At 67.6% G+C, this 26,369-nt stretch carries 28 protein-coding genes; 13 read left to right on the top strand and 15 right to left on the bottom strand.

From position 1 onward, the window contains the following. The first annotated feature begins 433 nt into the window (after positions 1-433). The 5 genes from glmU to ACQEVO_RS35330 all read left to right on the top strand — a co-directional run bounded on the left by glmU (position 434) and on the right by ACQEVO_RS35330 (position 5,768). On the top strand, positions 434-1,921 hold the full coding sequence (gene glmU / locus ACQEVO_RS35350) for a bifunctional UDP-N-acetylglucosamine diphosphorylase/glucosamine-1-phosphate N-acetyltransferase GlmU (protein ID WP_432921888.1): 1,488 nt from the start codon (positions 434-436) through the stop codon (positions 1,919-1,921). Further along, positions 1,921-2,901 (top strand): ribose-phosphate pyrophosphokinase, encoded by a 981-nt coding sequence (locus ACQEVO_RS35345; RefSeq protein WP_432921885.1) that lies wholly within the window; start codon positions 1,921-1,923, stop codon positions 2,899-2,901. The genes glmU and ACQEVO_RS35345 overlap by 1 nt, the downstream gene beginning before the upstream one ends. Before the next feature lie 142 nt (positions 2,902-3,043). After that, entirely contained in the window at positions 3,044-3,292 is a 249-nt protein-coding gene (locus tag ACQEVO_RS35340) for a hypothetical protein (protein WP_432921882.1), read from the top strand. 58 nt (positions 3,293-3,350) lie between these two features. Further along, positions 3,351-4,667 carry a hypothetical protein gene (locus ACQEVO_RS35335; protein ID WP_432921879.1) on the top strand — a complete coding sequence of 439 codons (1,317 nt, stop codon included), beginning with the start codon at positions 3,351-3,353 and terminating at the stop codon, positions 4,665-4,667. 183 nt (positions 4,668-4,850) lie between these two features. Next, a complete protein-coding gene (locus ACQEVO_RS35330) occupies positions 4,851-5,768 on the top strand; it encodes a ribonuclease Z (protein WP_432921876.1) in 918 nt (305 codons plus the stop codon). Positions 5,769-5,788: 20 nt separating this feature from the next. Here ACQEVO_RS35330 and ACQEVO_RS35325 read toward each other — a convergent pair whose 3' ends face one another. Beyond that, positions 5,789-6,460, bottom strand: a complete 672-nt coding sequence (locus ACQEVO_RS35325; protein ID WP_432921873.1) for a TetR/AcrR family transcriptional regulator — start codon at positions 6,458-6,460, stop codon at positions 5,789-5,791. A 153-nt stretch (positions 6,461-6,613) separates the two neighbouring features. Between ACQEVO_RS35325 and abc-f the strand changes: the two genes are divergently transcribed. The 3 genes from abc-f (at position 6,614) to ACQEVO_RS35310 (ending at position 9,541) form a co-directional block, all read left to right on the top strand. Continuing rightward, a complete protein-coding gene (gene abc-f / locus ACQEVO_RS35320) occupies positions 6,614-8,221 on the top strand; it encodes a ribosomal protection-like ABC-F family protein (RefSeq protein WP_432921870.1) in 1,608 nt (535 codons plus the stop codon). A gap of 47 nt (positions 8,222-8,268) precedes the next feature. After that, complete coding sequence (locus ACQEVO_RS35315; protein ID WP_432921867.1) at positions 8,269-8,925, top strand: CatB-related O-acetyltransferase; 657 nt, start codon at positions 8,269-8,271, stop codon at positions 8,923-8,925. A gap of 91 nt (positions 8,926-9,016) precedes the next feature. Next, the gene (locus ACQEVO_RS35310) at positions 9,017-9,541 is read left to right on the top strand and encodes a VOC family protein (protein WP_432921864.1); all 525 of its coding nucleotides are present in this window, start codon (positions 9,017-9,019) and stop codon (positions 9,539-9,541) included. Between the two features lie 113 nt (positions 9,542-9,654). Here the strand turns inward: ACQEVO_RS35310 and ACQEVO_RS35305 are convergent, their stop codons facing one another. Then, positions 9,655-10,116 carry a winged helix-turn-helix transcriptional regulator gene (locus ACQEVO_RS35305; protein WP_432921861.1) on the bottom strand — a complete coding sequence of 154 codons (462 nt, stop codon included), beginning with the start codon at positions 10,114-10,116 and terminating at the stop codon, positions 9,655-9,657. 115 nt (positions 10,117-10,231) lie between these two features. Between ACQEVO_RS35305 and ACQEVO_RS35300 the strand changes: the two genes are divergently transcribed. After that, a complete protein-coding gene (locus ACQEVO_RS35300) occupies positions 10,232-11,140 on the top strand; it encodes an NADP-dependent oxidoreductase (RefSeq protein ID WP_432921858.1) in 909 nt (302 codons plus the stop codon). Between the two features lie 3 nt (positions 11,141-11,143). Here the strand turns inward: ACQEVO_RS35300 and ACQEVO_RS35295 are convergent, their stop codons facing one another. The 4 genes from ACQEVO_RS35295 to ACQEVO_RS35280 all read right to left on the bottom strand — a co-directional run bounded on the left by ACQEVO_RS35295 (position 11,144) and on the right by ACQEVO_RS35280 (position 16,812). Next, entirely contained in the window at positions 11,144-12,430 is a 1,287-nt protein-coding gene (locus ACQEVO_RS35295; protein ID WP_432921856.1) for a CHAT domain-containing protein, read from the bottom strand. Positions 12,431-12,501: 71 nt separating this feature from the next. Further along, positions 12,502-14,013: a tetratricopeptide repeat protein gene (locus ACQEVO_RS35290; protein WP_432921853.1), complete on the bottom strand. Its 1,512-nt coding sequence runs from the start codon at positions 14,011-14,013 to the stop codon at positions 12,502-12,504. A gap of 1 nt (position 14,014) precedes the next feature. Then, entirely contained in the window at positions 14,015-15,337 is a 1,323-nt protein-coding gene (locus tag ACQEVO_RS35285; protein ID WP_432921850.1) for a hypothetical protein, read from the bottom strand. Further along, on the bottom strand, positions 15,337-16,812 hold the full coding sequence (locus ACQEVO_RS35280) for a hypothetical protein (protein ID WP_432923354.1): 1,476 nt from the start codon (positions 16,810-16,812) through the stop codon (positions 15,337-15,339). Before ACQEVO_RS35280 ends, ACQEVO_RS35285 begins: the two co-directional genes overlap by 1 nt. 146 nt (positions 16,813-16,958) lie before the next feature. On the opposite strand from ACQEVO_RS35280, the gene ACQEVO_RS35275 reads away from it, so the two are divergent. Together ACQEVO_RS35275 and ACQEVO_RS35270 are read left to right on the top strand one after the other, a co-directional pair. Next, positions 16,959-17,501 (top strand): lipoprotein LpqH, encoded by a 543-nt coding sequence (locus ACQEVO_RS35275; protein WP_432921847.1) that lies wholly within the window; start codon positions 16,959-16,961, stop codon positions 17,499-17,501. A gap of 97 nt (positions 17,502-17,598) precedes the next feature. Then, positions 17,599-18,402 carry a hypothetical protein gene (locus tag ACQEVO_RS35270; protein ID WP_432921844.1) on the top strand — a complete coding sequence of 268 codons (804 nt, stop codon included), beginning with the start codon at positions 17,599-17,601 and terminating at the stop codon, positions 18,400-18,402. Positions 18,403-18,536: 134 nt separating this feature from the next. Here the strand turns inward: ACQEVO_RS35270 and ACQEVO_RS35265 are convergent, their stop codons facing one another. The 8 genes from ACQEVO_RS35265 to ACQEVO_RS35230 all read right to left on the bottom strand — a co-directional run bounded on the left by ACQEVO_RS35265 (position 18,537) and on the right by ACQEVO_RS35230 (position 24,909). Beyond that, positions 18,537-19,499, bottom strand: coding sequence for an undecaprenyl-diphosphate phosphatase (locus ACQEVO_RS35265; RefSeq protein WP_432921841.1), 963 nt, complete (start codon positions 19,497-19,499; stop codon positions 18,537-18,539). 421 nt (positions 19,500-19,920) lie between these two features. Continuing rightward, a complete protein-coding gene (locus ACQEVO_RS35260) occupies positions 19,921-20,274 on the bottom strand; it encodes a DUF6086 family protein (protein WP_432921838.1) in 354 nt (117 codons plus the stop codon). A gap of 84 nt (positions 20,275-20,358) precedes the next feature. Beyond that, a complete protein-coding gene (locus tag ACQEVO_RS35255; protein WP_432921835.1) occupies positions 20,359-21,123 on the bottom strand; it encodes an ESX secretion-associated protein EspG in 765 nt (254 codons plus the stop codon). Positions 21,124-21,262: 139 nt separating this feature from the next. Next, positions 21,263-22,612 (bottom strand): hypothetical protein, encoded by a 1,350-nt coding sequence (locus ACQEVO_RS35250; RefSeq protein WP_432921832.1) that lies wholly within the window; start codon positions 22,610-22,612, stop codon positions 21,263-21,265. Further along, entirely contained in the window at positions 22,612-22,995 is a 384-nt protein-coding gene (locus ACQEVO_RS35245; RefSeq protein ID WP_432921830.1) for a hypothetical protein, read from the bottom strand. Before ACQEVO_RS35245 ends, ACQEVO_RS35250 begins: the two co-directional genes overlap by 1 nt. A gap of 35 nt (positions 22,996-23,030) precedes the next feature. Continuing rightward, on the bottom strand, positions 23,031-23,582 hold the full coding sequence (locus ACQEVO_RS35240; protein WP_432921827.1) for a DUF3558 domain-containing protein: 552 nt from the start codon (positions 23,580-23,582) through the stop codon (positions 23,031-23,033). Positions 23,583-23,827: 245 nt separating this feature from the next. Then, entirely contained in the window at positions 23,828-24,025 is a 198-nt protein-coding gene (locus ACQEVO_RS35235; protein ID WP_432921824.1) for a DUF397 domain-containing protein, read from the bottom strand. Continuing rightward, complete coding sequence (locus ACQEVO_RS35230; protein WP_432921821.1) at positions 24,022-24,909, bottom strand: helix-turn-helix domain-containing protein; 888 nt, start codon at positions 24,907-24,909, stop codon at positions 24,022-24,024. The genes ACQEVO_RS35235 and ACQEVO_RS35230 overlap by 4 nt, the downstream gene beginning before the upstream one ends. A 307-nt stretch (positions 24,910-25,216) precedes the next feature. Between ACQEVO_RS35230 and ACQEVO_RS35225 the strand changes: the two genes are divergently transcribed. Together ACQEVO_RS35225 and ACQEVO_RS35220 are read left to right on the top strand one after the other, a co-directional pair. Further along, entirely contained in the window at positions 25,217-25,546 is a 330-nt protein-coding gene (locus tag ACQEVO_RS35225) for a hypothetical protein (RefSeq protein ID WP_432921818.1), read from the top strand. Then, complete coding sequence (locus ACQEVO_RS35220) at positions 25,543-25,944, top strand: hypothetical protein (protein ID WP_432921815.1); 402 nt, start codon at positions 25,543-25,545, stop codon at positions 25,942-25,944. Before ACQEVO_RS35225 ends, ACQEVO_RS35220 begins: the two co-directional genes overlap by 4 nt. 26 nt (positions 25,945-25,970) lie before the next feature. Here the strand turns inward: ACQEVO_RS35220 and ACQEVO_RS35215 are convergent, their stop codons facing one another. Then, the gene (locus ACQEVO_RS35215; protein WP_432921812.1) at positions 25,971-26,204 is read right to left on the bottom strand and encodes a hypothetical protein; all 234 of its coding nucleotides are present in this window, start codon (positions 26,202-26,204) and stop codon (positions 25,971-25,973) included. Positions 26,205-26,369: the final 165 nt, after the last annotated feature.

Raw genomic sequence — 26,369 nt, 5'->3', positions numbered from 1 at the left:
GTGCAGGTGGGGGCAACGAAGCGGGACGCGTTGTGACGGATACACCGGCATCCGGGTGGGTGATTCCGGCGGACCGGTATATCGGCCGAACGGCGACGGGACCGCCACTCTCGTGGGCGTGACCAGTTCGAATGTCCAGTACTCCGTCCTGCCACCGGGGTTTTCTCTGCAGTGACGGCCGTATGCGCCCGATCCTTCGGGGTCGTGCTCGTCGGGGCCGGTGCCCGGCAGGGCTGATACGCTCATCCTCCGTGCAGCGCGACACGGGGCCGTCGTCGAATGGGGTACCCCCTCCCCATGGCGGCCTCTTCGTTTGCCCGGGAGATCTCAGCAGAATCCCATTGCTCGGTCTCGATCCGATTTGGGCAGGTTCGAGTCCTGGCGGCGGAAGAGCTCGCGTGCACGATGACCATCGTCGGCCCGAGGGAGATTCATGCAGGAGCAGACCGCCGTCATCGTGCTAGCCGCAGGTGCCGGTACGAGAATGCGGTCGAAGAAGCCCAAGGTGCTGCACCCCCTGGCCGGGCGCAGCATGCTGGCGCACGCGCTGTACGCGGCGCACGCCATCGAACCGCACCATCTGGTGACGGTGGTCGGGCACGACCGCGAACAGGTCGGTGCCGAGGCCGCGGCGGTGGCGAGCGAACTGGACCGCACCGTTGTCCCGGTGGTGCAGGAGCGGCAGCTGGGCACCGGACATGCGGTTCAGGTGGGTCTCACCGGGCTGCCGGCCGATTTCACCGGCGACGTCATCGTCACCTCCGGTGACGTCCCGCTCCTCGACGGGCACACCCTGTCGGCGCTGCTGGACGAGCACCGCAGCTACGCGGAACGGCCCGCCGTCACGGTCCTGACCTTCGTCCCCGACGACCCGAACGGCTACGGCCGTATCGTGCGCGACACCGACGGCGAGGTCGCCGAGATCGTCGAGCACGCCGACGCAACCCCCGAGCAAGCCGCGATCACCGAGGTGAACTCCGGTGTGTACGCCTTCGACGTGTCGGTCCTGCGCACCATGCTCGGCCGGCTGTCCACCGCCAACGCCCAGCACGAGCTCTACTTGACCGATGTGCTGAAACTCGCGCGCGAGGCCGGTTATCCCGTACAGGGTGCGCGGCTGGTCGATTCGGCGAAGGTCACCGGGGTCAACGACCGGGTGCAGCTGGCCGCCGCGGCGCGCACCCTCAACCGCTACATCCTGGAACGCCATATGCGCGCCGGGGTGACGATCGTCGACCCGGCCACCACCTGGATCGATACCGATGTGAAGATCGGCCGCGATACCGTCGTCCGCCCCGGGGTCCAGTTGCTGGGTACCACGGTGGTCGGCGAGGACGCCGAGATCGGACCGGACACCACACTCACCAACTCCGACATCGGCGACGGTGCGCGGGTGATCCGCAGCCACGGCGAGGGCGCCAAAATCGACGCATTTGCGACAGTCGGGCCCTTCACTTACCTCCGGCCCGGCACGGTTCTGGGCGAATCGGGCAAGCTCGGGGCGTTCGTCGAGACCAAGAACGTCGAGATCGGCAAGCACACCAAGGTTCCGCATCTCACGTATGTCGGCGACGCCACCATCGGTGAGCACAGCAACATCGGAGCATCCAGCGTGTTCGTGAACTACGACGGGGTGGGCAAGCACCGCACCGTCGTGGGGTCACATGTGCGCACCGGCAGCGATACGATGTTCATCGCCCCGGTGACCGTGGGTGACGGCGCATATACGGGAGCAGGTACAGTGCTGCGGGAAGACGTCCCGCCGGGCGCGCTCGCCGTGTCCGGGGGTGCACAGCGCAATATCGAGAACTGGGTGCAGCGGAAACGTCCAGGAACCGCTGCAGCGAATGCGGCGGCGAAGGCACTCGCGGCCGATGAGATACCGGATCGGGCAACAGAGCTTAAGGATGGCAACCAGTAGTGACCGCGTCATGGATCGACAACCAGAAGAACCTGATGCTCTTCGCCGGACGGTCGCACCCAGAACTGGCCGAACAGGTGGCCAAGGAACTCGACGTCCACGTCACCCCGCAGATCGCGCGTGATTTCGCGAACGGGGAGATCTTCGTCCGCTTCGAGGAGTCGGTCCGCGGTTCCGACGCCTTCGTTCTGCAGAGTTTCCCGGCGCCGCTGAACCAGTGGCTGATGGAACAGCTGATCATGATCGACGCGCTCAAGCGCGGTTCGGCCAAGCGGATCACCGCAATCCTGCCGTTCTACCCCTACGCCCGCCAGGACAAGAAGCACCGTGGCCGCGAACCGATCTCGGCCCGGCTGGTCGCCGATCTGCTGAAGACCGCGGGCGCCGACCGGATCGTGACGGTCGACCTGCACACCGATCAGATCCAGGGCTTCTTCGACGGCCCGGTCGACCATATGCACGCCCAGTTGCAGCTGGCCGAGCACGTCCGCAACAACTACAGCCTCGACAACATCACCGTGGTCTCTCCCGATTCCGGCCGGGTCCGGGTCGCGGAGAAGTGGGCGGATTCGCTGGACGGGGCGCCGCTGGCCTTCATCCACAAAACCCGTGACCCGCTGGTCCCTAATCAGGTGAAGTCGAACCGGGTGGTCGGTGAGGTCGAGGGCCGCACCTGCATCCTGATCGACGACATGATCGACACCGGTGGCACCATCGCCGGCGCGGTGAACGTGCTGCGCGAGGCCGGTGCCGGCGATGTGGTGATCGCCGCGACCCACGGCGTGCTGAGCGCCCCGGCGGCCGAACGCCTGGCGGCCTGCGGCGCCAAGGAGGTCGTGGTGACCAATACGCTGCCGATCACCGAGGACAAGAAGTTCCCCCAGCTCACGGTGCTGTCCATCGCGCCGCTGCTGGCCCGCACGATCCGCGAGGTATTCGAGAACGGTTCGGTGACCGGGCTGTTCAACGGCAACGCCTGAGATACGTCTTAGCGACCCCCGGACCCGTCGGGTCCGGGGGTCGCCGCGTTTCCGGGTGGGCTCGCCGGGGTGGCCCGGAATGGCTCGCCATCGCTGGTCGCGGTGCTTCGGCAGGCCCGCGCGGCGGCGCATACTGGGTGGTATGGATCGCGAACCACGAGAGCCCGATATGGGTGACGACGACCAGGAGGACGAGGTCCGCGCCTACGAACGCACTATCGAGGACCCGCCGGACGACCTGCGGATCCGCAACCGGGAAGGCGCCGACGACGGCCGCCTCGGCATAGCGGAATCGCTGGAGCAGGATCCGGACCGCCGCGACCGGGGCGGCGAGGACAACCGTCCCGCCGAAGCCGCCACAATACATATCGAGGACGACACCGACAACTGACGCTCGCCCCACCGCGGTACCGACTACGAGCCCTCGACGAGACGACCGAGGAGACGTGATGAGCACACCGCAGGACCCGCGCAACCCCGGCGGACCGCCGCGAGAATCCGGCGGCGAGCCGCCCCGTCAGCCCGGCAGCGAGCCCCGGCACCACGCCGAGACACCCGGACAACACAGCGGCGAGCCGTCCCGGCATGGTGACGAGACGCCGGTGGGCAGTGATCGCGGCGGCCCCGACGAGCAACGATCGGCAGACCGGACTCCGGAAACGCCGGACGAACCGTTCGTCACGCCCACCGCCCCGCAACCACCGGACGATACGCAGACTCCGCGGCAGAGCCCGCAAGTCCCGCACGAGCCGTCCACCGGGGCCGGTGACCAGGCAGGAGCGGAGGAGGCACCGGGCCGCGCCGGGACGGAACGAGGCCCCGCCGGCGAAACACCCGCATATTCGGAGGACCCGCCGACCGAATACCTGCCGAAGATCCTGCACCGCGAGACGGGCACCGGCGGGGGCCGCACCGGCGCTGCGCCGGAGCCGGAAAGCCCGGAGGCGGGCGCGGCGGGCAGCCCGGCCGATGACCATCCCACTCGGATGCTGCCCAAACCGGAGGAACGGGGCGGCGAAGCGCCGCAGCTGGACAAGGGAACAGCGGCCTACACCCACGGCTGGCAGCCCGGTTCCACCGAACCGCAGCCGGGTGGTGGTCCCGGTGGCGAGATACCGCCGCAGGCGTGGTCGGCGCGGCCCGAGGAACAGACACCGGGCCAGGCCTGGCAACCACAATCTCCAGGTCAGCCTGGGTATCCTCAGCCCGGCGGTGCGCCGTATCCGGGCGCATACGGCGGCCAACCGGGCGGCCGGCCCGGACAGCCCGGCGCGCAATCCGGCTGGGGTGCAAAGCCGGGCGAGCAGCCGGGCTGGGGCGCTCCGGAAGAACAATCCGGCTGGGGCGGCCGACCCGGACAACAAGACTGGGGCGGCCAACCCGGGCAGCAAGGCTGGGGAACTCAACCCGGGCAGCAAGGCTGGGCAGCACAACCAGGTCAACAGGGCTGGGGCGGGCAGCAGTCCGGCGACTACCCCGCCTACCCGCAACAGCAGTACCAGCCCTACGGCGCCACTCAGCAACCCGAACGTTCCGGCCCGCAGGTCCTGTCGATCATCGGTTTCGTCTGCGCGGCGGTTTCCCTGCTGTTCTGCCCGCTCGTTTTCGGGATCGCCGGCATCATCCTCGGCGTCGTCGGCCATATCCGCGGCGAATCCCTCGGCAAGTGGGCTGCCATCGCCGCCGGTGTCTGCCTCGTCGCCGGCATCCTCCTGGCCTGGGCCCTCTACGGATTGGACGTGGTACCCATCGAATCCGCGCGCTAGATCCGGCGACAGTTACCGGCGGGCCGGCCGATTTCGATACGGGCGTGGATATCGCAGTCCGACTCGTCGGCGGTGTGCGATCCCGTCGAACGAGTTCGGCCCGGCCGGCACCGATATGGTCGACCCATGCCGACCCAGAACTGTGACCGACGCTCACCGGCCGCCGGTAATCGGGGCGCGTAGATGTCGCAGCGGGAGCTGGTGGTGCTCGGCACCGCGAGTCAGGTGCCGACCGCGCACCGCAACCACAACGGGTACGTGCTGCGGTGGGGCGGGGAGGCGATCCTGTTCGACCCCGGCGAGGGTACGCAGCGGCAGATGATCCACGCCGGGATCTCCGCGACCGATCTGACCAGGATCGCGATAACCCATTTCCACGGCGACCACAGCCTCGGGCTGGCCGGGGTGATGCAGCGGATCAACCTCGATCGCGTCCCGCATCCGATCGACGCCTACTATCCCGCCTCCGGCCAGCGGTATTTCGACAATCTGTGCGATGCCACGGCCTATCACCGCACCGTCGAGCTGCGCGCACACCCGATCACCGAACCGGGCCCGCTGCCGGTCGCCGGCGCACCTTTCCACCTGACGACCGCCCGGCTGGATCATCCCGTCGAGGCATTCGGCTACCGGATCACCGAACCCGACCACCGCGCGATTCTTCCGGACCGCCTCGCCGGCCTCGGACTGTCCGGTCCCCTCGTGGGGCGGTTGCAGCGGGAAGGCGAGATCACCTGGCAGGGCCGCACGGTACGGCTCGAGGACGTGAGCACGATCCGCCCCGGGCAGAGTTTCGCGTTCGTCATGGACACCCGCCTCTGCCCGGCCGCCGGTGAACTCGCGGCCGATACCGACATGCTGGTCATCGAAGCGACCTTCCTCGACGCCGAAGCCCACCTGGCCGCCGAATACGGCCACCTCACCGCCGGCCAGGCCTCCCGCCTCGCGGCCGAAGCCGGAGCCCGGACCCTGGTGCTGACCCATTTCTCCCAGCGCTACCGCACTCTGGACGAGCACCTCGCCGAAGCGCGCCGGGAGTTCCGCGGTGAGATCGTGATCGCCGCCGACCTCACCCGCATCCCGCTACCACCCCGCCGCTGATCACGGTCGGAATCAGTCCGTCAGAGAGTCTCCGGGTTCTGCTGTGCACCGCGCGTTCCGGCAGTATCGGCTTCCGGCACCGGCGATTCGAAGGCACCGGCCTGCGCGGCCAGCGTCGCCGCCGCGGCCGCACGCTCGGGAAAACCGGGGTCTGCGGGCGTGCGCAACAGCACCAACTGGTGATATATCGGCGCTGTAGCCGCGACAAGCAGTGCGCGCGTATCGGTTCCGGCCGAAATCTCGCCCCGTCCGACTGCACGTTCCACGACGATCCCGCACTGTGTGTAGCGGTCCTCCCACAGTTGCCGCAGTGCTCGCGCCGCACCCTCCGAACGGAAAGATACCGCGATGAGCGCCATCGCGATCGACGATTCCGCGGTGAACGAATCCTGGATCTCGCGGTTCAGTTCCGCGAGATCGCCGCGGAGGGAACCGGTGTCGGGTGGATGCCAATCCAGAGCGCTCGCGGCGGCGAACACATCGGCGATCAGGCCACCGACATCGCGCCAGCGGCGATACACGGTGGTGCGGTGCACGCCCGCGCGGGCGGCGACCGTATCGACGGTCAGTGCGTCGTAGCCGTTTTCGGTCAGTTCCGCCTCGACGGCCGCGAGTACTTGTGCGCGAATGCGGGCCGTGCGGCCGCCTGGGCGCGATCGCGCTGTGGTGGCGGTTTGTGTGACGGGGGTCATAGGGTTATCCAGTTGCTCGGCGGGATCCAGCGTGCGACCATCCTATCGCAACATTCGTCGCACTAGTGAGGTCGCCAATGCTCATTCGAAGTGTTCACCAGGCTCAGCGGTCGCCCCTGACCGTGTCGTCGTCGAATACTTCGGAGGTAGTTCGTGCCCACTCAGCTCACCGCACTCGCGGTCGGCAAATCCTTCGACGGCCGCACCGTTCTCGATGCGGTCAGCTGTTCGCTCGGCGCGGGTGAACGCACCGGGATCATCGGCGAGAACGGGTCCGGGAAAAGCACGCTGCTGCGCCTGTTCGCCGGAACCGAGCAGCCCGACGAGGGTGAGATCGTCGTACACGCCGAGGGCGGCGTCGGCTATCTCGCTCAGGACGAGCACCTGCCCGCACACCTGAGCGTTCAGCAGATCATCGACCGGTCGTTGCACGAGCTGCGCCGGATCGAGGCCCGGATGCGCCGGCTCGAACTGGAGATGTCCACCGGCGACGAGTCCCACCTGAACGAATATGCCGAACTGGCAACAGTTTTCGAGCTTCGCGGCGGTTACGATGCCGATGCCCGAGTGGAGCGAGCCCTGCACGGCCTCGGACTTGGAGTGGTTCCACGTAATCGGCTTGCCGGTGGACTGTCCGGCGGGGAACAGGTCCGCCTGCGCCTGGCAGCCCTGCTCGCCGCGGCACCCGAGGTGCTACTACTGGACGAGCCGACCAACCATCTCGACGACGACGCGCTGACCTGGCTGGAGGACCATCTGCGCACTCGGGCCGGTACCACTGTCACCGTCTCCCACGACCGCACATTCCTCGAGCGGGTGGCGACCACGCTGCTCGAAGTGGATTCCGATCGGCGCCGCGTCGTGCGCCACGGCAACGGGTACAGCGGCTACCTCGCCGAACGGGAGGCGGCACGACAACGCTGGTCGCAAGCCCATCTGCGCTGGCAGGACGAGACCGAACAGCTGCGCGAAACGATCGCCACCACAGCGCGGCGGGTCGCACCGGGGCGCCCGATGACGGACAACAACAAGATGGCCTACGACCGGGCGGCCGGCCGCGTGCAACAGTCGCTGGCAAGCCGGGTCCGCAACGCCGAGGAACGTCTGCGACGGCTGCTGGCCGATCCGGTGCCGCCACCCCCGGCACCGTTGCGGTTCAGGGCTGTCCCCCCGGCGGGACGGGCACAGGGGGTCGTCCTGGATGCCACCGGTATCGCGGTGGACGGCAGGCTCTCGCCCACGAGTGTGCGGGTATCCGCGGGCGAACGGCTGCTGATCACCGGCCCGAACGGCGCGGGCAAGTCCACTCTGCTGCGGGTACTGGCAGACGAGCTCACACCCGACCGCGGCACGGTTCTCCGCCGCGGCCGGGTCGGTTATCTCGCTCAGGAACCGCGTCCCCCCGTACCCGGTCAGACCTTGTTGTCCGCCTTCGCCCAGGGCCGGCCGGGGCAGCCCGGCGAGCACGCCGAACACCTGCTGTCACTCGGCCTGTTCACGCGCGCCCAGCTCACGGCCCGGGTGGAGAATCTGTCCACCGGGCAGCGGCAGCGGCTCGAACTGGCACGACTGGTCAGCGAACCCTCCGAGCTCTTGCTCTTGGACGAGCCCACCAATCACCTCTCGCCCGGACTGGTCGAGGAGCTGGAGGCCGCGCTGGCGCAGTATCGAGGTGCACTGGTAGTGGTCAGCCACGATCGCCGGCTCCGGAATCGCTGGCGTGGCGCCCGGCTCGATATGGGCGCACTGACCTCGGCCTGACCATCGACCACAACTTGTCGACCACCCACCGACAGAACGGATTCCGCATGCCCGGACAACCCCCGATCACCGCACCCACCGTGCTGCATCCGATGCCCGGACAGCCTCGGGTGGTACTGCTGAAACCCCTGGTCAGCTCGCCGCTGATCGAGGTCGGCGAGTATTCCTACTACGACGACCCGGACGACCCCACCACGTTCGAATCCCGCAACGTCCTGTACCACTACGGCCCGGAGAAGCTGATCATCGGCAGGTTCTGTGCCTTGGCCACGGGCGTGCGATTCATCATGAACGGCGCGAATCACCGTATGGACGGGCCGTCGACCTTCCCGTTCCCCACCATGGGCGGCGCGTGGTCGCAACATGTCGATCTGCTCACCGACCTGCCGAATCGCGGTGACACCGTGATCGGCAACGACGTCTGGATCGGATACGGCGTCACGGTGCTGCCCGGAGTGCGGATCGGCCACGGCGCGATCGTCGCCGCCGGATCCGTGGTCACCGCCGACGTTCCGGATTACGGCATCGTCGGCGGCAATCCGGCCCGGCTCATCCGCCACCGCTACAGCACGGACGATATCCGTCGCCTGCTGGCCCTCGCCTGGTGGGACTGGCCGATCGAGCACATCGACGAGAACATCCGCACGATCATGTCCGGCACCATCGACGACCTGGAGAAAGCGGTGCCCACGCAGACGGTATAGCCACCACCCGGCCCGACCGTCCCGTACTACTGACACGCCTCGAACCCGATAACGGACGGGAACTGGCCGCAAGCGGTGAAATGCTCGCCGCATGACCACAAGACCACTGATCACACCCGGTTCCGAGCTCGGCAACGGATACGGCAGCGTCAACGCGTTCGCGGCGGTCAAAGGACCGGGTGGAGCGCGAGCGTTCATCGAATTCCTCGGCCACGTCTTCGACGGACGCGAGACCCCAGAGGCGCATGCCGACGATACCGACGGGCTGCTGATCCACGCCGAGGTGCGGATCGGGGATTCGTGCCTGATGGTGGTGGACTCCAAGCCCGACTGGGTGTTCACGCCGGCACTGCTGCAGGTCAATGTCGGTGACTGCGACGAGGTACTGCGGCGGGCCGCCGGCCGTGGGGCGCGGATCATCACCGAGACGACACCGTTCTACGGCGCCTCGTCGCTGGCGCGGTTCATCGATCCGTGGAGCAATGTGTGGTGGCTGTTCGGACCGGCCATCACGGGTGCGCCCGAACCGACGTGGGACCCCGATACGGAAACCGAGGAGTCGGAAATCCACGCGACCATCTGCCAGGCCATGCGGGAACTGCGCCCGCCGCGGTAACCGCGGCAAGACAACCCGGTCGCGGCGAACAGCGCCTCTCGCCGGCGATCGGCGCGACGAATTTCCGAGCCGATCGCCCGGGAGCGCTGCGCATCCCGGTGAAGGAGGAACGCCTAGACCGGCGTATCCGCGGACTCGTCCGATTCGCTGTCGAATCTCGTGCGATGCTCCTGGACCTGGTCCATATGGGATTCGGCCCACCACTTGATACCGCGCATGACGTCGTTCAGCGAGAGACCCAGCTCGGTCAGTTCGTAGGTGACCGTTACCGGGACGGTCGGGGTCACCGTCCTGGTGACCAGGCCGTCCCGTTCCAGGGAGCGCAACGTCTGGGTGAGCATCTTCTGGCTGACACCCGCGAGTCGCCGCGACAGCTCCGAGTAGCGCATGGCCTGCGGTTCACCCGCGGACTGCCCCGCGGGGTGGGGGCCGTTGCTGCCCAGGGCGGCCAGAATCAGCGCCACCCATTTCCCGGAGATCCGCTCGAGCAACTGCCGGCTGGGGCAGCCGGCGAAGAACGCGTCGTAATCGACCTTTTCCTGGGTTCGCTGCTGCGCCGCCGTCATCGTCGCCATGACCCGCACCTTCCTACCTTCCGGTGGGCTACGCACTTCTGAGTGCCTACTTCCCGATGGAGAGTTACTCATCCATTGTGGAGTAACGGCAACAAGAACTCCAGAGGAGGCAACAATGTCCACCACCTTCCGCACCGCGGTCGTCCGCACTCCGGGCGGGCCCGACTCGATCGAAATCATCGACGTCCCCGTGGTCGAACCGGGGCCGGGACAGGTCCGGGTGACGATCGCCGGCGCCGGCGTCAACCCCGCCGACCTGGCCGTGGCCGACGGCTTCTTCCACGGGATCGGGCTCATCGATCAGCCCGAACACACCGGCCTCGGCATGGATTTCGCGGGCGTCATCGAGGCCGTCGGCCCGGATGTGGATATCCCGCTCGGTACCCGGGTGGCCGGAATCGTCGACGGATTCGATCGCGATTTCGGTACCTACGCCGAAAAACTGGTTGTCGCGGTGACCGATATCGCGGTGGTCCCCGACGACCTCGAACTGACCACGGCCGCCACGGTCCCGCTCAATGCCCTGACCGCGGCGCAACTGGTCGACCTGCTGGGCGACGGGGCCGGTCGGAGCCTGCTGGTGACCGGGGCGGCGGGTGCGGTCGGCGGGTATGTCCTCACGCTCGCCCAGGACCGCGGCTGGAAGGTCACCGGGCTGGCCCGGCCGCGGGACGAGGAGTTCGTCCGCGGCTTGGGCGCGGATTTCACGGCCACGGCCGCACCGGGCTGGGACGCGGTCGCCGATACCGCCGTCTTCCAGGAGAAGGGCCTCGCCCTGGTCCGCGACGGCGGTGTGTTCGTCGGTGTCCGGCCGGGCGGGGAACCACCGGCGGAGCGCGGTATCAGCACCTACGCGGTAGCCGTCCGGCCCGACGGCGCCCGGCTGGCCGGACTACTCGCAGACACCGCGACCGGCCGGCTCCCGGCACGGGTCCACGCGGTCGTCCCGCTGGACCAGGTCGCCACCGCGCATCGGACGGTGGCGCAGGGCGGTATCCGGGGCAGGTACGTTCTGCGACCGTAGTCCTCACGTGGTGAACGTGGCGAGGGCCGACCAGAGCAAGGGGGAATGTTCGACGGCTCCTGTTTCGCGCCAGGCGCGAAGCCGCTCCCGCTGCCAGGCGGTCAGATACCGCACCGGGTCGGGTTCGTCGTGGGCGGCGTCGACCGCGCAGATCGCGTCCTGAAGTGGAGTGGCGCCCGGAGTGGCGCCGAAGCGCTGGTAGGCGAGGTCGGTGGGGAGGGGCCAGCGGGTGGCGGTGACCAGTTCCGCGCCGCCGGTGATCATGGCGGCGGTGAGGCCGAGAGCTTCGGTGAAACGCAGGTCGCCGCCACTTTCACAGGCGATCAGGGCGACCCGGGCGGGGATCGGCCAGAGCTCGTGCCCGGCAACGGGTTCCGGTTCCAGGGTGTAGGTGCCGAGCAGGAGGTCCTTCGCGGACAGCGGGCGGTGGTCGCGCTGCGCTTCGGCGAAACCCACGGCGCCGGCGGTGCAGGCCAGGTGCAGTTCGGTGTTCTCGCTCTGCCCCGATTCCGGGGGCGCCGCGGTGACATGACCGACGTAGATCAACCGGGACGCACCGGCACGCAGGGTTCGGGAAAGCCAGGCGCGGTCGAGATCGGTACGGCGGAAAACCCCGGACGGCTCGGCAGCCGAAGGACGGAGCCGACCGGCCGCCAGGTGGCCGGCGATACGCGTGGTGAGCGGTGTCGGCCGGTCCATCCGGCCCAGCACCGAGCCGAGGGCGGAATCGGCGCGGAAACCCGGTACCCGGGGGTCGAGTACCGCGACCACCGGCAGGTCACGCGAAACCGGCCACGACCGCGGGACCCTCACCGGTGCGTGCACGATCCCCGCCGGGGCCAGCAGGCTCACATCGGCGAAATCGATCAGGCGAACGTCCCGGTCGGGGGCGATGATCTCCCACGGCACCTGCGCGACCCGCGGCGAGGGCTGCAATCGGATATGCGGGCGCACCCCGCGCCGGTACAGGTCGTACAACTGGCCTGCCAGGGTGACGGGCAGCAGGGCCCGGGACAGCGTGCGGCCCAGCTCGTATTCGCTTGCGGGCGTTGCGAACGCCCCGGATGTGAGCGCTTTCTCGAGGCCACCGGCCGTCTCCGGCGCAGGTAGCGCCGCGGTCAGATCGCGAACGGCCGCATCGATATCGTCGCCGGGCAGCACCGACACCCCGGGCGCCGCCGTTCCGTCCACCCAGCGCCAGGACACATACACATCACCGGCGTCGGCCATCCGGACGATCACGGTCGGCTGGTCACACTGCTCCACCGCCTCCTGGTCCGGCTCGCTCATGCTGTGTCCATCGCGCATGAGCGAGGGGCCTACGTGGTCACGCTGCGCTACCGCCTCCGGCCCTGACTCGCTCATGCGGGAATCACCCGATCCTCGCGGAACCGGCCGCCGTAGCGGTGCTCGGCCACCGCGATGTAATCGGCCAAGGCGATGCGCGCCCCGGGTTCCACCGCGAGGTTCGGCGGTGGCGCGACCGGTAGTCCCGCGGCCGCGGCGACCTGGGCCAGGGTGGCGCCCAACTGCAGCGGGCCGGGCAGGTCCGCGGGGGCGGGCGGGTTCGGGAAATCCAGCGGGAACTGGGGCTGTTCGCTGGGCTGCACCCGGTCGATATCCACACTTGTTCCCGCGCACCGGGTTTCGATCAGATCGGCGAGCAACAGGCCGTCCTGGCAGAGGAGAGCGAACCGGAACGCCAGCCGGATCGCGGGTTCGGCGACCTCCCGGTGCCACTGTTCCCGCTGGTTACCGTTCGGCAGGGTGTAGCGGACGGCGTCGATGGCGATGGCGGCGGGCACCGACAGCGCCCGCCCCAATTCCAGCAGTTCCGCGGGCGGGGCATCCATATGGTCGATCACCATCTCCACCAGCACCGCATGCCAGTAGTCGAGTTTGGCGCATTCGGAGCCGAGCCCACGCTCCGCGTAGGTGGTGAACGCGTCGTTCAGCAACTGCTGCCCCGCCCCTACCCGGCCGCACGCATACTCGACGGTCGCCAGCCGGCACTGCAGTGCCGCGACGTCGAGGACCGCACCGGAAGCCTCGAAATACTCGAGCCCCCGGCGGTACCACTCGTAGGCGCGGTCGACGTCGCCGCGCCGTTCGGCGAGGAAACCGCGGATCTTCCACCCGACGCCCGCCCGGTAGCCGAGCCCGGCGCGCTCGTAGTACTGCTGGCTGGCATCCACGAGTTCTGCGGCCTCGTCCAGCCGGCCCATCCGGCTGAAGAGCTGCGCCAGATTCTGCTGGGTATCGGCGACCGCGTTGTGGTCGCCGGCGGCAGTGAACGCCGCCAGCGCCTGCCGCGCGAAATCGACGCCGAGGTCGCGGCGGCCGGACTCGAAGTAGGCACCGGCCAGGTTCATCAGCGGGTGGCCGGCAAGGTGCGGGGCGAACTGTAGTGCCGCGTTCAGGGATTCGGTGCCGATCTCGACCACGCGGCTCCATTCGCCGCGGTGGGTTGCGACGGCGGTCAGCGACAGCAGACACGACACCCGCAGCACACCGAGGTCGTCGGCGCCGGCGAGGAGCATGCGGGCCTGTTCCAGTACCTCCTGCGCTTCGTCGAGTGCGCCGAGATGCTGGAGTGCCTGCGAATAGTTGACGAGGGCGGAGGCCCGCTTCTCGACGGCGTCACCGGGGATCTGCTCGAGCGCCGTGCGGTACCGGGTCGCGGCGCCCTCGTGATCGCCGAGTTCGTCGTACATACTCGCGGCGTTGATCAAGGCGCTGGTCCGCACACCGCCGGTGGTGGTGTGCACCGCGTGCTCGAAGATCCGCAGTGCCTCGGTGACCTCACCACGCTGGTATGCGGCGGCGCCTTCGTACAGCAGCTCCAGGCCGGGCGGATTGTCCGGGTCGGTCATCTCAGAAATCCGAATCCTCTTCCACTGCCGCTATTTCCGCACGTAGTGGGGCGATATCGGCCGACGGGAAACCGGCCGCCGCGGCGTCTCCGGCAGCCGTTCGCAGCCGGTTGCGCGCGAATTCGCGGACGTTGTCCCGCTGCTCCGCCTCGGACAGCTCGCCCGGAGCAGGTTGCCCGGCAATCGATTCGGCGTGCATGCCGGAGCCGGCGAATCGGGGGCGAGCACGGGCCGGGCGCGCCGCGGAGTAGTCAGGGGGGCGCCCGGCTGCTTCGGGGCGCATCGGCGGTGCACCCGGATCCACTGCCTGCGAACGACCCGCGGACTCCGGCGGCTCCGGCCGAGCATCCGGATCGGTGGCGAGAAGGTGCTCCGGCGGCTCCGGTGGTTCGTCCGTGCCCATCGGAGGCGCGGGCCCTACTCCGGGCACATAGATCTCGATGCCCGTCACCGAATCCACCGTTCCGGCAACCTCCCCCGACCAGCTGTCACCGCTCAATTCCAGTGCGGTCTCCACCGCACCCGCCGGTGTCCGGACCAGGGCACGCGGTCGCAGATAGCCGGGTAAACCGGCAGCGACCGAGGGGGCGGCGACCGCGGTCACGCGAACGATCGTGCTACCGGCCGAGCGGAGCAGTTCCCAGGACACGGCGCGCTCGGACGCGTCCACCACTCCGGCAGGACACAGCCGCCAATCCCAGCCGGAGCTGCCGCGGCCGAGCGGAAGGGCGGTGCCCCGACCAGCCGGAGAACCGCCCGCCGCGAGGGCGTAATCGCCGGCACGAGCGGCGGTCCGATCGGGTAGTGCCACAGTATCGTGATCACCCGGCAGCGTATCCGGGCTCTCGTCGGCTTCGGCGAGGAGCGCGGAATCCGATCCGTCGACCACGCTTTCACAGGTCCGCGTCAACTCCGCGATCTCGCTGTCCAGCAACTCCGGGTCCAGTGCGGCGATACCGTCGACCGTGGAGGCGGGCCACCAGCGCGCCGCCCAGTGGGCGTACCCGAGGCGGCGGACCGCCGCGGCCGAGCCGGGCTGCTCGGGGCGGGCCGGTAGATCCACGGGACCGGTGTATTCGTCTACGGCCAGCGCCACCTCGGCGCCGTAGAGCGCCCACAACCATTCCTGCGCGGTGTCCACATCGTGCAGGGTGGCCGCCGGAACCGGCTGACCGGAGAGCAGGCTCCAGGTGAGATGACCGCCCGCGACCTCGAGGACAGCCGTATCCAAACCCGGGCGGGAGTCGGCCACGGTAGGGGCACCGGCCGGCGCGATGATCCACAGATCGGGGTGTATCCGCTGAACGCGCACGATATCGGCCATCAGACGGCCCTCGATTCGGTGACCACCGGCTCGGTCCCGGCGGCCTGCGCGCTCAACGCCTTCCGGACGCGGGCGCGGTGATCGAGAACCACCGACCGCGCGATCCCGTCGAGCAGATCCCAGAGCTCGTCGGGTTCGGTCACCGGAAGGTCGCGGACGTCGCGGCCGTGCAACCGGACCCACAGCCGCCGCAGATAGGGCCGCCACGGACGGCGCAGGTCGGCGGCGACGGCCGCGAGCGGATTGGTTTCGTCCGGCACCGGGTGGACCACCATCCGGCGGGCCTGCAGGACGTAGGCCTCCCGCTGCCATCTGCTGTTGACCAGTCGATGCGCAGCCGTTTCCGTTGTTCCCTCCGCGAGCCGGTCGGCCGAGCCGGTGATCGGCGCCAACCCGAGCGCCAACTCCACCCCCGCCGCGGCGGTGACCCGCAGCGATTCGTCGAGCAAGGCCCACGGCGCGCAACTGCGGGCGATCTCCGTGGTCACCAGATCCGGAATCGGTGGCAGCTCGGCGCGTTCGGTCGAGACCTGCAGGACCGTGAAAACCCGCTCGTAAACGGTCCGGTCGAAGGGCAGGCCGAGATCGGCCGTCGAGGCGGAGTCGCCCAGCGCGGGCCGGCAGGGAACGGGGTGTTCGGTCAGCCCGAGCACGTTCGCGTCGTATCGCGCGGCAGGCGCAGCGGTAGCCGCCGGTGCCCCTGACTCACGCACACCCGGCCGCTGCCCATATGCAGTGGCCGGCTCGGAAACCCTGTTGCGCTGGGCATCCACCTGTCCGCCGGATCCAGAACTCACGAACGGTGGTCGTTCGGCGCTCTCCCGCCACAGCTCGATACCGGTATGGACCCCGGCATTCGCGGCGATCAGCTGATGGAGGCCCCGCCGGCCGGGAGCGGTATCGCCGGTCGTCCGGGTCGCGACCGCGGACTCCAGCAGCCCACGCAACTCCGTCGAATGCTCGGCGGCCATCGCGGGCGATACCGGCCGGCGACGCCAGGCCGTATCGAGGAGCCGGTTCAGTCCGGCCGCCCGCGCGGGATCGGTCAGATGCTCCTTCAACGCCTGCGTGGTGCGCCCGGCGGCGAACCCGTGGATCTCTCGCAGCGCTGCCTCCGCACGCAACCGGTCGCGCCCGGGGTCGGGGTGGCCGCGGGTGGCGGCGAGTTCGAAACAGCGCTGGAAGTACAGGTCCTGGGCGTTGCCGTCGGTGATCCGCAGTTCGCGCCGGACCTGTTTGAGGAGTGTGAACCAGGCCGCCGTCGCCCGCAGTGCATCGGCGTGGGCGTGGATGCGGGCCGCGAGCAGTGTCGCGCCGTCCGCGGAGAGGATCGCACCACCGCAGCTCGGGTACTGGACCGGCCGGATGACGAGCGGATCCAGAATGAGCTTCACGGTGCGACGCAACGGCCCGCCTTGCGGCCCGCTCAACGCCTGCACACCCTCGAGACCGCGCCACACCTCATCGAGCACCATGGCCCGCGGTCTTCGCATGCGCCCAGGTTAACGGAGTTCCAGCCGATCCGGGGACGCAAAAGTTGGGATCGGTAGGCGGGTCCGGGTTCCTAACTTTTATCTCAACGGCCCACCGGGGCCGCGACACCGAGAGAACAGGATCCATCATGAACACCACGCTCTTCCGCATCGGCGCCGCCGCCCTCGCCGCCGCCACCATCGCGCTGACCTCCGCATGCGGCGACGATGCCGCGAGCAGCCCGGCCACCTCCGCCGATACCCCGGCGGCTACCGAGTCCGCTGCCCCGGCGGGCGAAGCCGGTGGGGAATCGAAGGCCGTGGTCGACGGGAAAGCCCTCACCGCCGACTTCGACACCACCTGCGCGAAACAGGGCAACACCCTGGCGCTGGCGCTCACCGATACTGCCAACGAGCAGTACGGCCAGCTCAGCGTGAGCGCCAGCATCGCCGACGGCACCACGGTGCAGGCGGTGGCGATCGCCGGCAGCCAGGGCGGTTCCAACGGGATGCCGTACGCCGTCGGCTACGGCAACGGCCAGCCGGGTGGTTCGGCGCAGGTCACCAAGGACGGCGACACCTACACCGTCACCGGTGAGGGGATCGGCGCACCCGATATGAGCAACCCGATGGCCGGCCCGGCCACCGCGAAGTTCGAGATCACCTTCGCCTGCTCCGACATCGTCGGCTGACCGGTCCGGACATCCGGCTCCTCGTCGCCCCGGCACCGCACGGTGTCCGGCGCGACGGGGTGGCCAGGTATCCGGACCACAGCACAAGGAGCAACCAATGATCCGCACCATCCGTACCCTCACCCTCGCCTTCGCCGCCCTCGCCATCGGTTTCTACCTCTGGCACGGCCTGACCTACGAAACCGCCAGTGTCTACGAACCCACCTACATCGCCTGGCTGAACGGCTTCATGGCACTGCCCATCATCGCCTTCACCATGGTCGTCATGGTGTTCGCCTTCACCGGATCGGGGATCGTCACCGCGCTCACCGGCCACAACACCGGTGAATTCCGGGACGCCCAACTGGGACTGGGCACGGTGAAATCGTTCGCGCACACCGGTGTCACCCTCAACGATCAGCCGCAGATCCGGATCGAGTTCAGTGTCGAGGGCGCGGACGGCAAGGTTTTCGGCGCCACCGCCAAAACGATCGTGCCGCTCACCGAACTGTCCCTGCTGGCCCCGGGTGTGGTGCTGCCGGTGCGCTACCGGCCGGACCGCCCCGGCGTCGTGCAACTCGACCTGTCCGGTGACAGCACGGCCGCCCAGCGTGTCATGAACGAATCCCTGATCCGCAAGGGTTTCACCACACCCGAGAAAGTCGATATCGCCGCCCGGGGTATCGCGGCCCAGGCGGTCGTCCAATCGCTCACCGTCCCCGGCGAAATCCGCGACGGCTACTCCAAAGTCGCGGTGGGACTGGCCGTCACCCGTCCCGACGGAAGCACCTTCAGCACCACCACGGAGAAGTTCCTGCCGCCCACCGCGATCGGGAACGTCCAGGTCGGGCGTATCGTCACCGCCCACTATCTGCCGGAGAACGAACAGGAGGTCGTGCTGTCGATCCCGGTCAACGCGTGAGTCGCGGCCGCCCCGGCACCCGGCTGCGGACCGGTAACCGAGCCCGGAACCACCGAAACGATTCGGGGGTTCCGGGCTCAGGCGTGGTTGCGGGACAGTGGGTCCGCGAAGGGCGGTGGGGTTGCCGCCGGTAGTCAGCTGAAATGAATGATCGACACGGCGCCGGCGAATATCGAGTACACCGCGAAGGGCAGCAGGGTGCGGGTCCGGAAGTACCGTTCCAGGTACCGCACCGCGAGCCATGAGGACAGCCCGGAGACGAGCGCGCCCACCAGGATCGGGCCGCGGATGGCGGCGGCGTCCGGGCCGGCCAGTTCCGGTGCCTCCACGATTCCGGCCCCGAGGATCGCGGGCGTCGCGAGCAGGAAGGCGAACTTCGCGGCATGCGGATGTTCCAGGCCGCGCCACAAACCGCCCACCATGGTCAATCCGGCCCGGCTGAAACCGGTCAGCAGCGCGCCCAGCTGGGTACAACCGATCCCCAGCGCGTCGGTGACGCGCAAGGCCGCCATCGGGCGGTCGGATCGCCGAGGCGGATTGGTGGCACTGCTGACAGCGCTGACGCGTGCCCGCTGCAGCGCGAATCGCCGCCCGTATTCGGCCAGCGACGGTTCGTTTCGCCGCCGCAGCCGCTCACCCACCAGCAGCACGACACCGTTGAGCGTCAGGAGAACAGCGGCACACACGGGCGCCGCGAACAACGCGTGCAGGGGATGCACCGCCAGAGGCCCGATCACGGCGACCGGCAGGGAGGCGACCATGATCAGCCAGGCCAGCCGCTTCGGTACGGTATCGAGCCGCCGGGTGCGCACCACGCCGACGAACCCGGTCGCGATCGCCCACCAATCGCGCCAGTAGTGACCGAGCAACGCCACCGCCGTAGCCACGTGCAAAGCGACCACAAACGCGAGATAAGGCGTATGCGCACCGGATTCCTCCGCCTCGACCAGCGCACCCCACTCACCACCGACCCATCCGGCGACCAGCACGGAATGCCCGAGGCTGGAGACCGGGAACAATTCGGTGACACCCTGCACCGCACCGATCACACAGGCCTGAACGTAGCTGAGCACCGCGAGATCTTTGCACAACCCCACCACCCCACCCTCGCTCCGGGACCGGATTGCCGTGGCCCGAAACGGTTGCGACAGTGCCACAGTCGCGGCCGGACCCGACCGATTCCCGGAATTCCTCGGCACCGCCGGCCCTCGAGCCATGGACGCGCTCGGCGCTACCCCGAGGCACTCATCGGCCGGTAGCCGCAGCAAGTGCGCCGAGGCAGGTGATACCTTCGACCTGCATGTTCGCGGGCCATCCCGATGAATGGCCGCTGCCCCCACGAGGAGCTGATCGTGATGGCAGCATCTCCCGACGAGCACCCCCGGGTCACCGCCGAAGAATTCCTGGACCCCGCCACCGACCGAATGGCTCGGCGCCGTCGCAGGCCAAAGCGAGGTCGATCCCGGTCAACGCCTGAATCGCTGTGAGCGGGATCGCGGGCTCTGCCAACAGCAAGGCTCATTGCGCCATGGATAGATTATGCGACCGCGCAATGAAATCTCGCTCTTCAAGAGATTTGGGGGAGATGATCCTCCCTCCACGTTTCAGCATAACAATAGATGGCGCCAGAATTGGCCCTATCAAGGACTTGAGAATTTCATGGCTACTGGAAAAATATCTCCCGTACATCGCATGAACAAACGGCTCGAATACATCAATATCTATTTCCCAGAAGTCCGACGCCATGGCGCTCATACCTGTAGGGACACCGAGAACCTCCGCCACGGACTGCGCCATTCTTACATACAAATTACCCACCCGAAGGGCGGGACTCCATACCGTCTGATCGCCAATTTCGAATATGCAACTCATTACGCCCACTCCACGCGCCGGCATCTTGTCAAGGACCCGGTCATTTCGTACCCCTGGTTGCGGACGCTGGTGAATACCCAAACCCTACTGATAGGTGCGGGTTCGGGCTCGGTGGGCGGTCTCCATGCGGTTGCGGAGTTGGCGGAGGATTTCGTCCGGAGGGCCCGGGGTGAGGGTGAAATCGTCGGCGTTGTGGTGGTGGAGCAGGTAGCGGCCGTCGTTCGGGTAGTCGAGCCAGAGGAAGGCGTAGCCGTCGTCGGTGGGGCGGGTGTCCACCGTGTAGCCGGGATAGACCGTGATTTCGCCGGTGCCCGCGCGGCGGCGGCGGAAGAAACGCTGCATATCTTCCAAGGGGGACAGTTGCGTCGGGTGCCGTGAATAGACAGGGGCGTCGAGGTCGCTGCGGCGACCGCGGATGGGGCGATGGTTACCGGCGCGGAGTGGTGGGAGGCCGGCGACCAGGCGGGGGGCCAATTGGTCGGTGCGGATTCGGGCGAGGACGATATCCCCGCCGGACTTTGCGGGCCCGGGTAACTGCGTGGCGAGGACGGCAGTTCGCCCGACGACACCGGCGTGCATCCGCACCGCCTCGTTCTGCGGGAAGCCGTGGACTCCGTAGATTTCCACTCGGATCTCCGGTTCCAGCAGTACGGTGAGCGCCTTGTAGAGCGGTTCGTCGAAAACCCCCTGTAGTCGACGCGCGCACTGCTGCCGGTAACGCTGGAAATCGTCCTCGTGCTCCATCGGGGGCGGCATGTACTCGAGCGGATACGGCAACCGGTCGCGCCCCATCGCCTCGAGCGCCAGCGTGAATTCGTAACCGCCGAGCTGCCAGCGCGTTCCGTTCATGCCGTGCCGGCCATCTGCCAGGATCGATGCTGGTGACCGGCCCGAACCTCCTGACCTGAATCGTTCATGCTGCGTTGACTGCGCATGACCGAGGGCCCCGCGTGGTTACGCTTCGCTGCCTCCTCGAGGCGGGACCCGTTCATCCGCCGATGACCCCGCCGGGCGGGAGAACCCGGGGCTGTTCACCGAGCAGTTCGGTGGTGCGATCCTGGACGAGGTAGTCGGGGATCTTGTGTTCGTCGTCGTCCTCACCGCGGCCACGCTGCCCACCGCCGCCCATCATGCCGGGAGCCCCGGACATTCCACGGGTACCGGCCGGGGTACCGGAGCGGGTAGCGGGTCCGGCGGTCTGATTCGGGTTTCCCGGGGTTCCACTGACGGTGCGGCCCGGGGTTCCCGGCGGTTGCGTGCCGCCCGGCGCACCGAGCATCGGTGCGCCGGGAGTAATACTCGGCGATCCGGGCGCGGTGGTGTTCGGACGGCCCACCGGGTTTTCGAGCGGGACAGTGTTCGCCGGGGTCGTGGTTGTGGACGGGGTGGTCGACGCCGGAGTTTCGGTGGAGGCGGGGTTGGTCGCCTGATTCTGCGGTGTCTCCTGCCCTGGGGTTCCGGTGTCCTGCGGATTCGTGCCGCTCGGATTCGTCCCGGCCGGGCTGGTGCCACTCGGGTTGGTACCCGCCGGGTTGGTGCCCCCGGGCCCCACCGGCTGCTGAGGCCCCGGCCCCTCGCCGACCGGGCTTTTCGTCACAGGCAGTACGGGGGTCTTGGTATCGACCGCCGTGACACCGGGCTGATAGAACTCGATCATCAAATCCTGGGCCTGAGCCTGCGCTTCGTTGGCACGATGCTTGGCGGCCTTGACCACACCGTTTCCGGGAATATGGCCGACGAATTCGTCGAATCCGGACACCTCGACCGGCGGGATGATCGACATCTTCGCCTGGGCGAGATAGCCCTGCATGAGGTCGATCCCGTTGGCGACCATCTCGAAGCTCTTGACCAGCTTCTGCGCGTCGGTGGTGAACGTCCGGGTGCCCTCGACCGCCGCGTTGGCGGACTGCCCGCCCCACTTATCGTTGATCACCTTGTCCACGTTCTTACCGAAGGTGTCGAGCGCGATGGACAGATCCTCGGTCAGCCGCCGCCAGCCGTCCGCGCCGGCATTGATATCGGCGGATTCCACGGCGGGATGCTGGGAGTTGCCATTGAGCGCCTCCCAGATCTGCTGGTGGGTCCAGGTTTTGAACGCTTCCTTCGTCGCCGTCGCCTGGGCGTACTCACCGTCGAAACCCTGGCTGACCCGGGCCAGTTCGTTGTTGATATGGCTCCGGTCGCCACCCCATTCCTGCTCCGCGGCACCGGCAGCATCGGACGCGCGATTGCGGTTGCCTTCGGATTCGTCGTAATTGCCGGAGACATCATCGACCACGGCATCGACAGAGGCGACGGCCGCGACAACCGCGGCAGCGACGAGCAAGGGTGCGGGCATCAGCGGAGTCCTTCGCCGGCAGCGGTGGTCTGAGAAGAGTTCTGCTGGTCGGTCTGCTGGAGACCTCCGATCGCGGCCGCGTAGGTGTCGCGCATGAGAGTCACGACTTCGATCATCTCGTCGAGTCGCGCTACCGCGGAGTCACCGTTCTCCGCACCCGATGCCTTCAACTCGAATTTTCGCTTCATGTCGAGGGCGGAAGGCAAGCCGCCGTATCCGGCCAAGTGGTTGAGGTTTGTGGCCGTCCTCCGACGGAGCTGGAGACTCGTGATGAGCGTTTCACATTCGCGGTGCAGGGCCTCGCCGAGGTCGTAGTCCATGCGCAGGTCTCCGTCGATCGCCTGCTGTTTGAGACCCTGCCAGTGGTTCTTATCATTGCTCATGGGTTTGTTCCTCGCCTGAATCCGGCAGGGCTCCGCTATCTCGGAAGATGGGGATCGAGGGCATTGGCGTACTCGGTAGAGACTTCGCATATGTCGCGAGTCCAACCATCCGCCGCCAACCACCCGGCCTTGATCTCGAACATTCCTTGTTCGGCCTGCATAGAGACATAGCAAGACCGTCCATCTGATTCGGCCTTGTCGTACGCGCGAATCGCCGGACGGGAGCCGACAGTGGTCTCGACCTTCTGGACCAAGTCTTCGTTGGCGCGAGCTTCGTCGAGCGTGTGCGATGTCGAAAACACATCGACCAAGATCAACTGGTCAGGTGTCATCCAGCCGCATACGCGCCACGATGAAGGACCGTCCGGCGGGTCAGTGGTAACCGTTTTCGTCGATGGATCCAACCCGACCTGACTCAACACCTGGTCAGACAGTTCGGTACAGGGATTGAAGACCTCGATCTGCCCCGTAGACGTCGGCGCCGCCGTCCCTGTCGCTACGCCGTCGGTACTCGATGTGCACCCGGCGATCAGGGTGGTGGCGGCCGCCGTAGCGAGCACAGCACGGACGAAGTCGGCGGTTCGCATGGATCTCCCCTGTGTCGGTGCGGCGGATTACCCCGCCATCACTATAGGACGCACCCTCGGACTGGGTGGTTCCACCGAATTCCGCAAACCGCTCTTTACCGCTGCGACATCCGTTGACCGACCGGTCAGAAGCCCGGAGGGGCTGGGACATCAGACCTGCACTCCTTCACCGGAGCCGAGGTTCGTGCGATCGGAGCACCCGTCTTGTGGTCCCGGCCTCTGAACGAAAGCCGGGACCACGCACGTCATGAGCGAACTCGCCGCGTGGCGTTCAGGAATGCGTCCCAAACGTGGGGGCCGAACACGAGGACGGAACCGGATCGATTCTTACTGTCGCGAACCCCGACCGCACCACCCGCAAGATGCGCGATCTCGACACATTCTCGATCCGGACCACTATGCGAGCTTTTGAACCACCGGGCACCTGCTGTTTTGTTGGTCACCGCTGGTACTCCTTCGCAATACGCACGACCAGATCCCTGGTCTCCTGCTCGTCCAAAGCTACACGCGCGATACTCCGAATGGCTTCCGTGTACTGGGATACTTCCGCTGCACGTTCGAGGTAGAGGTCCCCGGTGTAGCCCTCGACATAGGCGACGGGTGGCTCCGCGATTCTCGTGTTCGTCGGCACAGGAAACTCGAGATAAACGAAAGATCGGACGACCAGCCCTACGGGGCTTCGCGCATCAAATGGCACAACACGCAGGGATACGTTGGGCCGCCTACTCGCTTCCACCAGATGCAGTAGCTGGTCTGCCATTACGCCCGCGCCGCCCACATGATGCCGCAACGTGGCTTCGGAAAGCAGCACATCCAGGCGAAAGGCGCTGTCCTGGAATTTTTCCCGTCGATGGCCGGCGAGCTCGAGCCGCCGTTCCACATCTACAGTCGGCCAGTCCGGATGAGCCGCCCATATGATCGCGCGCCGATATTCCGGTGTTTGCAGCAATCCGGGCAAGAGTGTTGTCTGCCAGCTGGTCATTCGGCGGGCTGCCGCCTCCAGTCCGAGGTAATGGTTGAAATCTCTGGGGATCTCGTCGGCGTACGCGCGCCACCACCCTCCTCCGGACAGTTTCATCGCTCGCGATTCCTGCACCATGTCCAGAACGAACCGGCGTTCTTCATCCGAGGCGTCGTATCTGTCGCACAACCCGTTGATCTGCAGCGTTGTGGGCCGGGAGGCGTGTCCGTCTTCCAGGCGGCCGATCGTCTGGGGGCTCACCTCGATCGCGCGGGCGGCGGCGGCCTGGCTGGTACCGCTGCGTTCCCGCAGGCGGCGTAGTTCGCGGCCGAGAGCTCGTTTCGGGAGTGTGGATCCACCCGTCATTTCCTGACCTTTCCTAATTATCGCAGCGCTTTTCGGAATGCTCCGGCCCGGAACGCAATACCAGGAGCGGCCCGGCACGGAGGCCGGGCTCAGCGGGCGGGTTTTCCTCCGGAGGCGGTTCCACACTCTGCACTGTTCCGGTCTACTGATTTCGCGCCCGGCGCAGGAAATTCCCCGAAAACCATTGGGGCACATCGGTGCCGAGACCTGGAGTGTCGCGACACCGGTGGTCCGATCACGGCCGCCACAGCTGATCGGACCCTGCGCCGGGCTGCATCCCATCGCCTCTCACGAAAGGCGGAAACCTTTGCCCGTCGCAATCGTATACCTGAACAAAAAGCTTTGCGGCACAAGAACAGAACTACTCGAGGCAGAATGCCGCTATTTCGCCGGCGCGTACGGTTTCGGTATCGCCCGCGTGGTCGTGGAATGCGAGATCGATGTACTGGCATGGACATTGCGGAAATCGGAATTGCTACGTTGTGACGCAATGGTGACACCCACCGTCGAGCACATCGGCTTCCGCGCACCGGTGGTACTCGAACACCTCGAGCTGATGGTGCTGCACCCGTACGGCCGGTACCGCCGCGGTGAACTGGACCGCTGGATACCGGCGGCACCGGAGGTGTACCGGTGAGCGACAATGCGCCCGACCCGAACCAGAGCGTCACGCTTCCCGAGCTGGGGAATCGGCCGACGGCCATCGGCTACCTGCGCACCGACCTGTGCGGGCACACCGGTTTCGCCACCGCGCGCCTGCGGTTGACCGCCATCGCCCACGGCTACCGGCTCCGCTGGCTGGTCGAACTCCCGGCCGACCCCACCCCGGACCATCTCGCGACACTCCGCACCACGCTGGACCGGACCGGAGCCGACGCGGTGATCATCGCGGCACCGGCCCACCTACCCGGCACACAACTGCGCGCTTTACGCACCATGACACCGGTGATCGTGGACACCACCGTGCTCCCCGAAACCCGGGGGCGTTTCGCCCGCCTGCGCTCCCTCCTCGGTCCAGGGTCGCGACGACGCTGAGCGGCACCGGTGAACCGAGGCGGATATCAGGCCAGCATCTCCTCGATCGATGTCGCGGTGAACACCCGCGGCGTCCACGCACAGAGTTGGTCGATATCGGCCGACCTGATACGACCGAGCACCGCCTCGGACAGCGGCCCGAACAAAACCGTCATCTGCATGACCAGGATCTCCGCCCGACCACGGGCCTCACTGCGGGCAAACCCACGTGCATAGCCACGTGCATAGCCACGTGCTTCGATGGCTTCTGCCGTGGTCACGAAAGCCTCCTTGGCTCGGGGGTCGATCTGTTCAATGGCTGCGGCCAAGTCGGCCTCGGTGGTTCATTCTGCCGGGTCGGTGAGCGGACAGCTCCCACGGATCGACGGCGCGGACCCGGCCTCCGCGAAGTCGGCGACGTTGCGGCCGGCCCAGTCCATACCAGC

This window comes from Nocardia sp. CA-290969, from assembly GCF_050936135.1.
In the GTDB taxonomy this organism is placed as follows: Bacteria; Actinomycetota; Actinomycetes; order Mycobacteriales; family Mycobacteriaceae; genus Nocardia.
The sequence above is the reverse complement of the archived record's forward strand: the minus strand, read 5'-3'. Positions and strand labels throughout refer to the sequence as shown.

Bases quoted from the DNA above. Each gene is read 5' to 3' on its own strand.
- glmU (WP_432921888.1), top strand. From the start codon at position 434: ATGCAGGAGCAGACCGCCGTCATCGTGCTAGCCGCAGGTGCCGGTACG.
- ACQEVO_RS35340 (WP_432921882.1), top strand. From the start codon at position 3,044: ATGGATCGCGAACCACGAGAGCCCGATATGGGTGACGACGACCAGGAG.
- ACQEVO_RS35335 (WP_432921879.1), top strand. From the start codon at position 3,351: ATGAGCACACCGCAGGACCCGCGCAACCCCGGCGGACCGCCGCGAGAA.
- ACQEVO_RS35330 (WP_432921876.1), top strand. From the start codon at position 4,851: ATGTCGCAGCGGGAGCTGGTGGTGCTCGGCACCGCGAGTCAGGTGCCG.
- ACQEVO_RS35325 (WP_432921873.1), bottom strand. From the start codon at position 6,460: ATGACCCCCGTCACACAAACCGCCACCACAGCGCGATCGCGCCCAGGC.
- ACQEVO_RS35315 (WP_432921867.1), top strand. From the start codon at position 8,269: ATGCCCGGACAACCCCCGATCACCGCACCCACCGTGCTGCATCCGATG.
- ACQEVO_RS35310 (WP_432921864.1), top strand. From the start codon at position 9,017: ATGACCACAAGACCACTGATCACACCCGGTTCCGAGCTCGGCAACGGA.
- ACQEVO_RS35305 (WP_432921861.1), bottom strand. From the start codon at position 10,116: ATGGCGACGATGACGGCGGCGCAGCAGCGAACCCAGGAAAAGGTCGAT.
- ACQEVO_RS35300 (WP_432921858.1), top strand. From the start codon at position 10,232: ATGTCCACCACCTTCCGCACCGCGGTCGTCCGCACTCCGGGCGGGCCC.
- ACQEVO_RS35295 (WP_432921856.1), bottom strand. From the start codon at position 12,430: ATGAGCGAGCCGGACCAGGAGGCGGTGGAGCAGTGTGACCAGCCGACC.
- ACQEVO_RS35290 (WP_432921853.1), bottom strand. From the start codon at position 14,013: ATGACCGACCCGGACAATCCGCCCGGCCTGGAGCTGCTGTACGAAGGC.
- ACQEVO_RS35285 (WP_432921850.1), bottom strand. From the start codon at position 15,337: ATGGCCGATATCGTGCGCGTTCAGCGGATACACCCCGATCTGTGGATC.
- ACQEVO_RS35280 (WP_432923354.1), bottom strand. From the start codon at position 16,812: ATGGTGCTCGATGAGGTGTGGCGCGGTCTCGAGGGTGTGCAGGCGTTG.
- ACQEVO_RS35275 (WP_432921847.1), top strand. From the start codon at position 16,959: ATGAACACCACGCTCTTCCGCATCGGCGCCGCCGCCCTCGCCGCCGCC.
- ACQEVO_RS35270 (WP_432921844.1), top strand. From the start codon at position 17,599: ATGATCCGCACCATCCGTACCCTCACCCTCGCCTTCGCCGCCCTCGCC.
- ACQEVO_RS35260 (WP_432921838.1), bottom strand. From the start codon at position 20,274: ATGAGTTGCATATTCGAAATTGGCGATCAGACGGTATGGAGTCCCGCC.
- ACQEVO_RS35255 (WP_432921835.1), bottom strand. From the start codon at position 21,123: ATGAACGGAACGCGCTGGCAGCTCGGCGGTTACGAATTCACGCTGGCG.
- ACQEVO_RS35250 (WP_432921832.1), bottom strand. From the start codon at position 22,612: ATGCCCGCACCCTTGCTCGTCGCTGCCGCGGTTGTCGCGGCCGTCGCC.
- ACQEVO_RS35245 (WP_432921830.1), bottom strand. From the start codon at position 22,995: ATGAGCAATGATAAGAACCACTGGCAGGGTCTCAAACAGCAGGCGATC.
- ACQEVO_RS35240 (WP_432921827.1), bottom strand. From the start codon at position 23,582: ATGCGAACCGCCGACTTCGTCCGTGCTGTGCTCGCTACGGCGGCCGCC.
- ACQEVO_RS35230 (WP_432921821.1), bottom strand. From the start codon at position 24,909: ATGACGGGTGGATCCACACTCCCGAAACGAGCTCTCGGCCGCGAACTA.